Origin of the sequence: Paraburkholderia sp. RL18-085-BIA-A (assembly GCF_046027075.1) — a bacterium.
Taxonomy (GTDB): domain Bacteria; phylum Pseudomonadota; class Gammaproteobacteria; order Burkholderiales; family Burkholderiaceae; genus Paraburkholderia.
In genome coordinates this window covers 1-262 of the sequence record NZ_JARESU010000714.1, presented here as the reverse complement: position 1 = coordinate 262, position 262 = coordinate 1, and the positions used below count along the sequence as shown (strand labels likewise).

At 55.3% G+C, this 262-nt stretch carries 1 protein-coding gene; it reads right to left on the bottom strand.

Annotated features, from left to right (window positions below; genetic code table 11):
• The coding region (locus P0D89_RS54520) for an NAD-dependent epimerase/dehydratase family protein (protein WP_408371652.1) at positions 1 to 262 on the bottom strand (262 nt) is incomplete at both ends.

The window sequence follows — 262 nt, the reverse complement described above, 5'->3', positions numbered from 1 at the left end:
CGTTTCTTCAAAGGGCCCGGTCAGAAGATATTCCTCCTTGATCGGCTGGGGACACGCCCTCGGGTAGATGCATGACGATCCGAAGAATACAAGCCTCGTCACGCCGCTTGTATAGGCGGAATGGATGACGTTTGCCTGTATCAGCAGGTTCTCGTAAAGAAAAGAGGCTGGCGCCGCCGAGTTCCAGTATATTCCGCCCACCTTGGCCGCAGCGAGAAGGACGACGTTGATCTGCTCTGAGTGAAAGAAGCGTCTGACGGCA